Origin of the sequence: Oceaniglobus roseus (genome assembly GCF_002869745.1) — a bacterium.
Lineage (GTDB): Bacteria > Pseudomonadota > Alphaproteobacteria > Rhodobacterales > Rhodobacteraceae > Oceaniglobus > Oceaniglobus roseus.
Map to the genome: position 1 here is coordinate 1 of NZ_PNOS01000069.1, position 8,539 is coordinate 8,539.

General features: G+C 70.6%; 10 protein-coding genes. All 10 read right to left on the reverse strand.

Features of this window, described 5'->3' with window-relative positions; translation table 11 throughout:
- A partial coding sequence (ftsZ, locus tag A7B20_RS20705; protein ID WP_102110480.1) for a cell division protein FtsZ occupies positions 1 to 1,421 on the reverse strand: 1,421 nt, incomplete at its 3' end.
- A 171-nt stretch (positions 1,422 to 1,592) separates the two neighbouring features.
- The gene (gene ftsA, locus A7B20_RS20710; protein ID WP_102110481.1) at positions 1,593 to 2,927 is read right to left on the reverse strand and encodes a cell division protein FtsA; all 1,335 of its coding nucleotides are present in this window, start codon (positions 2,925 to 2,927) and stop codon (positions 1,593 to 1,595) included.
- A gap of 2 nt (positions 2,928 to 2,929) precedes the next feature.
- The gene (locus tag A7B20_RS20715; protein ID WP_102110482.1) at positions 2,930 to 3,817 is read right to left on the reverse strand and encodes a cell division protein FtsQ/DivIB; all 888 of its coding nucleotides are present in this window, start codon (positions 3,815 to 3,817) and stop codon (positions 2,930 to 2,932) included.
- Entirely contained in the window at positions 3,805 to 4,737 is a 933-nt protein-coding gene (locus tag A7B20_RS20720; protein ID WP_102110483.1) for a D-alanine--D-alanine ligase, read from the reverse strand. The genes A7B20_RS20715 and A7B20_RS20720 overlap by 13 nt, the downstream gene beginning before the upstream one ends.
- Before the next feature lie 48 nt (positions 4,738 to 4,785).
- On the reverse strand, positions 4,786 to 5,733 hold the full coding sequence (murB, locus tag A7B20_RS20725) for a UDP-N-acetylmuramate dehydrogenase (RefSeq protein WP_102110484.1): 948 nt from the start codon (positions 5,731 to 5,733) through the stop codon (positions 4,786 to 4,788).
- A gap of 8 nt (positions 5,734 to 5,741) precedes the next feature.
- A complete protein-coding gene (locus A7B20_RS20730) occupies positions 5,742 to 5,993 on the reverse strand; it encodes a DUF2484 family protein (RefSeq protein WP_102110485.1) in 252 nt (83 codons plus the stop codon).
- Positions 5,990 to 6,268: a DUF2484 family protein gene (locus A7B20_RS20735; protein WP_102110486.1), complete on the reverse strand. Its 279-nt coding sequence runs from the start codon at positions 6,266 to 6,268 to the stop codon at positions 5,990 to 5,992. Before A7B20_RS20735 ends, A7B20_RS20730 begins: the two co-directional genes overlap by 4 nt.
- Positions 6,265 to 6,543 carry a hypothetical protein gene (locus A7B20_RS20740; RefSeq protein ID WP_102110487.1) on the reverse strand — a complete coding sequence of 93 codons (279 nt, stop codon included), beginning with the start codon at positions 6,541 to 6,543 and terminating at the stop codon, positions 6,265 to 6,267. The genes A7B20_RS20735 and A7B20_RS20740 overlap by 4 nt, the downstream gene beginning before the upstream one ends.
- A 69-nt stretch (positions 6,544 to 6,612) precedes the next feature.
- Positions 6,613 to 8,010 carry a UDP-N-acetylmuramate--L-alanine ligase gene (gene murC / locus A7B20_RS20745; RefSeq protein ID WP_102110488.1) on the reverse strand — a complete coding sequence of 466 codons (1,398 nt, stop codon included), beginning with the start codon at positions 8,008 to 8,010 and terminating at the stop codon, positions 6,613 to 6,615.
- 42 nt (positions 8,011 to 8,052) lie between these two features.
- Positions 8,053 to 8,539: UDP-N-acetylglucosamine--N-acetylmuramyl-(pentapeptide) pyrophosphoryl-undecaprenol N-acetylglucosamine transferase (locus A7B20_RS20750; protein WP_281260123.1), on the reverse strand; the 487-nt coding region annotated here is incomplete at its 5' end.

An 8,539-nucleotide genomic window follows, 5' to 3' on the forward strand; every position in this document is an offset into this window, starting at 1 on the left:
TGGCCCGGGGCGCGCTGGACGGCGGCCTGGAGACGGGCCATCGCCTCGGGCGAGGGCTGGCCGGTGCGCGCGCGGGGTGCGACGAAGCTTTCGGCGTCGTTCTGCGGGCGGCTCTCGGCGCGGGGCTGGAACGCCGCCGGCTGGGGCTGGGGCTGCGGGCGGTAGGCCGGGGGCGGCGTGTCGTCGGCGGCATCCATCGGCTCGCCGAACAGATCCTGCGACGCGGTCTCCTGCGCGCGGTGCGGCATCATGTCGGAGAAGAAGTCGTCGACCTCCTCGGCCTCGGGCTCGTGACGCGCGGCCTCGGGCTGCGGCTGGAACCGCGGCTGGGCGGGTTGCGGCGCCGGTGCGGCCGGACGGGCGGCGACGGGGGCCGCGGGCTCTTCCAGCGTGGTGACGGACTTCAGCGGCTCGGCCATGCGGCGGCGCGGGACCGGGATTTCGGTCTGCACGTCGGACACGTCGATGCCGGTGGCGACGACGCTGACGCGCATACGCCCTTCCATCACCTCGTCCAGCGTCGAGCCGACGATGATGTTGGCGTCCGGGTCCACTTCCTCGCGGATGCGGTTGGCGGCTTCGTCCAGTTCGAACAGGGTCAGGTCGTGACCGCCGGTGATGTTGATCAGCACGCCCTTGGCGCCGCGCAGCGAGATCTCGTCGAGCAGCGGGTTGGCGATGGCACGCTCGGCGGCTTCGATGGCGCGGTTGTCGCCCTCGCCCTCGCCGGTGCCCATCATCGCCTTGCCCATCTCGTCCATCACGGCGCGGACGTCGGCGAAGTCGAGGTTGATGAGGCCGGGGCGCACCATCAGGTCGGTCACGCCCTTGACGCCCTGGTAGAGCACGTCGTCGGCCATCGAGAAGGCCTCGGTGAAGGTGGTCTTCTCGTTCGCCAGCCGGAACAGGTTCTGGTTCGGGATGATGATCAGCGTGTCGACCATCTTCTGGAGGTTCTCGACCCCCTCCTCGGCCTGCTTCATCCGCTTCGCGCCCTCGAACTGGAAGGGCTTGGTCACGACGCCGACGGTCAGCACGCCAAGCTCGCGCGCGGCCTGGGCGATGATCGGCGCGGCGCCGGTGCCCGTGCCGCCGCCCATGCCGGCGGTGATGAAGCACATGTGCGCGCCCGCCAGGTGATCGACGATCTGCTCGATGCTCTCCTCGGCGGCGGCGGCGCCGACCGACGGACGGGCGCCCGCGCCCAGACCCTCGGTCACCTTGATGCCCATCTGAACCTTCGCCGGGGCGCAGGACTGCTGCAGCGCCTGGGCATCGGTGTTCGCCACCACGAACTCGACCCCGTCGAGCTGCTTGGCGATCATGTTGTTGACGGCATTTCCGCCTGCACCGCCCACACCGAACACGGTGATGCGGGGCTTCAGTTCGTCCTGCTGGGGCATGGTGAGGTTCAGTGCCATTCCTGTGTCCGCCTGTCTGTTCCGCCCGCGCCTGGGGCTTTTGCCTTTGTTTCCGTCGATTCTATCGTTTACGGGGCGATACGTCACCCAAAAAACACATAAATTCTACAAAATATGGTCACGTTCGCGGGGCTTTCGGCGGTATCTCGCAAACCTCGCAAAATCTAGCGGTTACCAGTTGTCCTTGAACCATTTCACGGCACGGCGCAGCGATCTCTGTGGATAACGGTCGGCCGGAATCTCGAAATCCCACCACTCGTCCTGGGGATGGGCGGCGAACAGGCACAGGCCGACGGCGCTGGCGAATCCCGCTCCGGTGGCCGCCTGGGGCAGCCCCGTCACCCGCAGCGGACGCGCGATCCGGACCTGCTGGCCCAGGATCTTCGGCGCCAGCGTGTCGAGTCCCGGGATCTGGCTGCCGCCGCCGGTCAGCACGATCTGCTGGCTCGGCAGATGCTCGAACCCGGCGGCATCGAGACGGACGCGCACCTCTTCCAGGATCTCCTCGACCCGCGGCCGCATGATCCCGATCAGCTCGGCCCGCGACACGGTGCGCCGGTCCAGCTCCCAGTCGCCGGTCTCGCCGCCGATCTCGATCAGGTCGCGGTCGTCCATGCCGGTGGCGACCACGCCGCCGTGCACCGTCTTCAGCCGCTCCGCCGTCGCCAGCGGCACCTGCAGCCCCTTGGAGATGTCCGAGGTCACCTGGTCGCCGCCAAGGGCCACGGCGTCGGCATAGATCATGTGCTTCTTGATGAAGATCGAAAGGCCGGTGGCCCCGCCGCCCATGTCGATGCAGGCCGCGCCCAGTTCCTGCTCGTCCTCGACGAGGCTCGAAACCCCGGCGACGTAGGCGGAGGAGGCCAGCCCGGCGAGTTCGAGGTCACAGCGCTTGATGCAGTAGAGCAGGTTCGAGATCACCGCCCCGTCCACCGTCAGCAGGTGCATGTCGCAGGCGAGCGTGTGGCCGATCTGGCCGCGCGGGTCGGACATGCCGGTGCGGTGGTCCAGCGCGAAGTTCACCGGCTGGGCATGGAGCACCTCGCGCCCCTCGCCGAAATAGGGCAGCTCGCAGGCGGCCATGGCGCGGGCCACGTCCTGGTCGCGGACGTGATCGCCCTCGACCTCGACCGTCCCCGCCAGCCCGTAGGAGCGCGGCGCCCCCCCGGCGAGGCAGGCGATCACGTGGTCGACGCGCACGTTGGCCATCTTCTGCGCCGCCTGCACCGCGGTGCGGATCGCCCGCTCGGTCTCCTGCATCGCGTCGATCTCGCCGAAGCGCACCCCGCGCGAGCGGGTGGTGGCGGCGCCGATAACGCGGAAGCTGCTCTGCCCGGCAAGGGAGCCGACGCCGTCGCTGTCGCGGAACGCCTCGGGGCCATCGAAGCGCAGCACCAGGCAGGCGATCTTCGAGGTGCCGACGTCGAGGATCGCCACCACACCCCGCTGCATCGCGGCCTTGCGCATCGCACGCATCGCCCGCTGGGATTGGTAAAGGTCCTTCATCTTCAGTCGTCTCCCAGTTCCATGACCTTGATTTCGCGCATCTTCTCGGCTGCACCTTCGCTCAGGCGCAGGGTCGGACGGCGGGGATTGCGCATGTCCACGATCTGGACATCGCGGCCCAGAAGCTGCTGCACCTGGTTCAGCGCGATCACCTGCTCCAGCGCCTGCACCGCGCCGCTCTCGGGCAGAAGCACCGACTGGTTGTCGTCCATCACCAGCGTCCAGCGCCGCTCGCCCACCCGCACCAGCCCGCGCACGTCCGCGGAAAGCGGCGCGGCGGCGGCGAACAGTTCCAGCGCCTCGTCCACGGCGCCCTCGGCCCCGGTGCCCGCGATCAGCGGCAGGTCCGGGCGGGCCGAGCGTGCGGCCAGCGGGGCGACGCGGATGCCCGCGCGGTCGACCAGGTCCAGCCCGTTGCGCGACCGCAGGATCGCCACCGGCATCCGTTCGGAGATGTCGACCTCCAGCACGCCGCCGGGACGCACCCGCATGTCCACGCGGGCCACCGCCGGCAGGGCGGCGACGTCGAGCCGCATCCGCGTCAGGTCCAGGTCGAATGACGAGACGGGGAAATCCACCGCCATCACCTCGCGGATGTCGTCGGCCAGACCGGCCGAGGCCCCGTCGATCGCCATCAGCTTGACCATGAACTCGGGCCGGTCGCGCACCGTCGACTTGACGTCCTCGATCAGCATCGCGATGCCGTCGCGGCGCCCCTGGTCCGACAGGTAGATCGCCAGCACCAGCGCGACGCAGCCCAACGGCAGGCCGACCCGGAGCAGCCGCCGGATCATCGGCGTCAGCATCAGCCGCTGGAGCCGGTAGTTCAGCCGCGAGGGCGCGGGATCGCGGCGCAGCGCCGTGGTGGTCGAGCGGATCATCTGTCGCATGAGGCGTCCTCGACCATCCAGCGGCAGAGCTTCCCGAAGGGGATGCCGCAATGGGCCGCCTGCTCGGGGGCAAGCGAGGTGGGCGTCATGCCCGGCTGGGTGTTGATCTCGAGCAGGACCAGCCCGTCGAGCCCGCGGCTCTCGTCCCAGCGGAAGTCGGTGCGCGACAGGCCGCGGCAGCCGACCGCCTCGTGGGCGCGCAGGGCATAGTCGAGACAGGCGGCGTGGATCTCCTGCGGCACCTTCGCCGGCACCACGTGGCGCGACCCGCCCGCCTTGTACTTGGCGTCGTAGTCGTACCAGCCGTCGGTGAGGATATCGGTGACGGTCAGCGCCCGCGCCTCGGTGTCCGCCCCCGCCCCCAGCACGGCGACGGTCATCTCGCGGCCCGGCGCGAAGCGCTCGACCATCACCCATTCGGGCATGGCCGGATCCAGCTTCGGAGGCCCGTTCGCCGCCTCGTGCACCAGGTAGACGCCGACGCTGGAACCCTCGTTGTAGGGCTTCACCACATAGGGCGGATCCATCACGTGGCTCGCCTGCACGTGGCGCGACTGCGCCAGCAGAGAGGGCACCACCGGAAGGCCGGCCTTGCGGAAGGCATCCTTCGTGCGCTGCTTGTCCATCGCAAGGGCCGAGGCCAGGACACCGGAATGGGTATAGGGGATGCGCAGCCATTCGAGCAGGCCCTGCACGCAGCCGTCCTCGCCCCAGCGGCCGTGAAGCGCGTTGAAGACGACGCAGGGCGCATGCTCGGCCAGGCGCGCAGGAAGGTCGGGGCCCGCGTCCACGCAGACCACCTCGAATCCCTCGTCCCGCAGCGCCGCCGCACATTCGTGCCCCGAAGAAAGGGACACCTCGCGCTCTGCCGAGGGTCCACCCATCAGGACCAGCACCTTGGGGTCTGTCCTGCTCGACATACCCGCCACTTATCGCCTCGCATGGCCTGTTTCGGCCACTTGTTGTAATTATTTGTCTTTGACTGCCTCAGCGGCCGGTTCACCGACGCGCATGATTTCCCATTCTAGACGAATCCCGCTGTTTTGGAAGACCTTTTCGCGCACCTCCTCGCCAAGGCCTTCGAGGTCCGCCGCGGTCGCGCCGCCGGTGTTGACGAGGAAGTTCGGATGCTTCGGCGACATCTGCGCGCCGCCGCGCCGCGCGCCCCTGAGCCCCGCATCCTCGATCACCTTCCAAGCCTTCAGCTCGTGGGTGTCGTCGGCGCGGCCCGTGCTGGAGAAGCCGGCCGGGTTGCGGAAGGTCGAGCCCGCGGTGCGGTCCTTCACCGGCTGCGTCGCGTCGCGCCGGGCCAGCTGGTCCTCCATCTTCGCGGCAAGCGCGGCGGGATCGCCCGGATCGGCGCGGAAGGTGGCCGAGACCAGCACCGCCCCCTCGGGCAGGCGGCTGGAGCGGTAGGCGAAGCCCAGGTCGTCGGGACCCAGTTCCAGCACCGCGCCGTCCCGCCCGACCGCGGTGGCCGAGACCAGGTGATCGGCGACATAGGAGCCATAGCAGCCCGCGTTCATCCGCACCGCGCCGCCGATACTGCCGGGGATGGTCCTGAAGAAGGTCAGGTCCCGCCCCGCGTCGGCCGCGCGACGGGCCACGTGGGCGTCGAGCGCCGCCGCCCCCGCCGTCACCAGCCCGTCCTCGACCGAGATCCCGTTGAAGCCGCGGCCGAGGCGGATCACCACGGCCCTCAGGCCCCCGTCCCGCACGATCAGGTTCGACCCGACGCCCATGGGAAACACGGCGATGTCGCGCGGCAGGTGACGCAGGAAGGCGGCCAGGTCGTCCCGGTCGGCAGGCTGGAAAAGCCAGTCGGCGGGCCCGCCCACACGCAGCCAGGTCAGATCGGCCAGCGGGCGCGCAGGGGTGAGCGTGCCGCGGGGGGTCGGCAGGTCGGCTTCGGTCATCGCGCGCCTCACGACAGCCCGCCGCGGCGCCGGATCCAGCGGCCGAGGTACAGCAGCGGCCAGCGCAGCACAGAGGCGCCGCCGACCAGCAGCAGCATCCCGATCCAGGGCCCGTGCTGCCAGGTGGCGAGGCCCAGCAGCGGGATGCCCACGGCGATCAGCGCCCAGGCCAGCGGCCAGTGGCTGCGGCGGCTCGGCAGGATCGCCCCGATGTTGGCGACGAGGAACCAGAGGCAGGCAAGGGTCAGCGACAGGCTCATGCGGCATCCTTCCCGGAGTCATGTTCCGCGCCCGTCCGCGGCATGCCCAGGGCGCGGCGGGCGAGGTATGCCAGTGGCTTCCTGAACATCGACAGCACGGCGGCGGTGCCGAGGGCGGTCGCGCTCCAGCCGTGCCGCGCGCCGATCCAGGCCAGAAGCACCGGTGCCGCGGCCAGCAGCAGCACGCCCGGCAGGTACTGGCGCCGCATCGGCAGCAGCGCCACCACCGTCGCTGCCAGCACCCAGGCACAGCCGAGAAGCAGCGGCAGGCTCATTCCATGCCCCCGCCGCCGATCCGCGCCAGCCCCACGCCCACCGCTTCGCCCGCGAGGAAGGCCAGCAGGCCTGGCGCCACGACCCAGCGCATCACGAAGCCGTTGTCGGCCAGCAGCGCGTCGTCGGCCACCATGCCGGAGATCACCCAGAGCGCGAGGAAGGCCGTGACCGCCAGCGCGCCGAGCAGCACCGCCGCCCTGAGGGGCCAGCGCAGCCCGGCCCAGAGACCGAGGCCGAAGCCGACGCCCGGCAGGTAGAAGGCGGCGCCCTCCATCTCAGCCCGCCACCGGGGGCGGACGGCGGAGCGCGACGGCTCCGGGGGCGCGGTGCGGGCGCGCTGCGCTCACCCGCGCAGCCTTTCGGGCAGGGCGTTGGCCCAGGCGCTGATCGTGCCGGCGCCAAGGCAGACCACCATGTCGCCCGGCCGCGCCTGCTCGCGCACCAGCCGCTCGAGGTCGTCCTCGGACACGATGGCGCGGGCGTGGCGGTGGCCGTGCTGGATCAGACCCGTCACCAGGTCGTCGCGGCTCGCCCCCGGGATCGGATCCTCGCCGGCCGCGTAGACATCGGCGATGGCGACGACGTCGGCCTCGTTGAAGCAGGTGCAGAAGTCCTCGAACAGCGAGGACAGGCGGGTATAGCGGTGCGGCTGGTGCACCGCGATCACCCGCCCCGAGGTCGCCTGGCGCGCCGCCTTCAGCACCGCCGCGATCTCGACCGGGTGGTGGCCGTAATCGTCGATGATCGTCACGCCGTCCACTTCCCCGACGCGGGTGAAGCGGCGGTTGACGCCGCCGAAGGCGGCCAGCGCGGTGCGGATCTCGTCCGCGGACATCCCGAGGTGCCGGGCCACGGCCACGGCCGACAGCGCGTTCGACACGTTGTGATCCCCCGGCATCGGCAGGGTGCAGCCCTCGATCACCATGTCCTCGGCCCGCAGCGCGATGTCGAAGTGCGCGACCCCCGCCTCGTAACGCAGGTTCACCGCCCGCACGTCGGCCTGGGGGTTGAAGCCGAAGGTCACGACACGGCGGTCGGTGATCCGGCCCACCAGCGCCTGCACCTCGGGATGGTCGGTGCAGCACACGGCGAGGCCGTAGAACGGGATGTTCGACACGAAGTCGAGGAACCCCTGGCGCAGCCGGTCGAAATCGTGCCAGTGCTCCATGTGCTCGGGGTCGATGTTCGTCACGATGGCGATGGTCGCGGGCAGGCGGTTGAAGGTGCCGTCGCTTTCGTCGGCCTCCACCACCATCCACTCGCCCTGCCCCATCCGCGCGTTCGAGCCGTAAGCGTGGATCACGCCGCCGTTGATCACCGTGGGATCGAGCCCGCCCGCGTCCAGCAGCGTCGCCACCATGGTCGTCGTCGTGGTCTTGCCGTGGGTGCCGGCGATGGCGACGTTCGACTTCAGCCGCATCAGCTCGGCCAGCATCTCGGCCCGGCGCACCACCGGCAGCCCCCGCTTGCGCGCCGCATCGAGTTCGGCGTTGCCCGGCTTGATCGCCGAGGAAATGACGACGACCTCGGCCCCTTCGAGGTTCTCGGCGCTCTGCCCGATGAAGACCTTCGCCCCGAGGGATTCCAGCCGCTCGGTGATCTTGCTCGCCTTCAGGTCCGAGCCCTGGACGGTGTAGCCGTGGTTCAGCAGCACCTCGGCGATGCCCGACATCCCGATCCCGCCGATGCCGACGAAATGGACGGGGCCCATCTGGGTGGGCAGCTTGGTCGGGGCGTTCATCGCGGGCTCTCTCAGCAGGTCGAACATCTCTCTGGTCCTTGGTCAGCGGGGCGTTAGCAGGGAATCGATCAGGGAAACAAGCCGCTCCGTCGCGTCGGGGCGGCCAAGGGCCAGGGCGGCCGAGGCCATCTTCGCGGCACGGTCGGGGTCGGTCAGGATCGCCTGCGCCTCGGCGGCCAGCGCCTCCGGGGTGAAGCGGGGTTCGGGCATCAGCACCGCCGCGCCGCCCTCGACGAGGGCGCGGGCGTTGGCCGTCTGTTCGTCGCGGATCGCGGCGGCGAGGGGGACGAGGATCGCGGGGCGGCCGATCACCGTGACATCCGCCATGGTCGAGGCGCCCGAGCGGGTGATAACCAGCTGCGCCTCGGCGAAGCGGCGCGGCGCATCGTCGAAGAAGGCGCGCACCTCGGCCTCCATTCCCGCGGCGGCATAGGCTTCGGCCACGCGGCCGTGGTCCTCGGCCCGGGCCTGGTGGGCGACGGCAAGGGTCGCGCGCAGGGCGGCGGGCAGTCGCGCCAGCGCGGCCGGA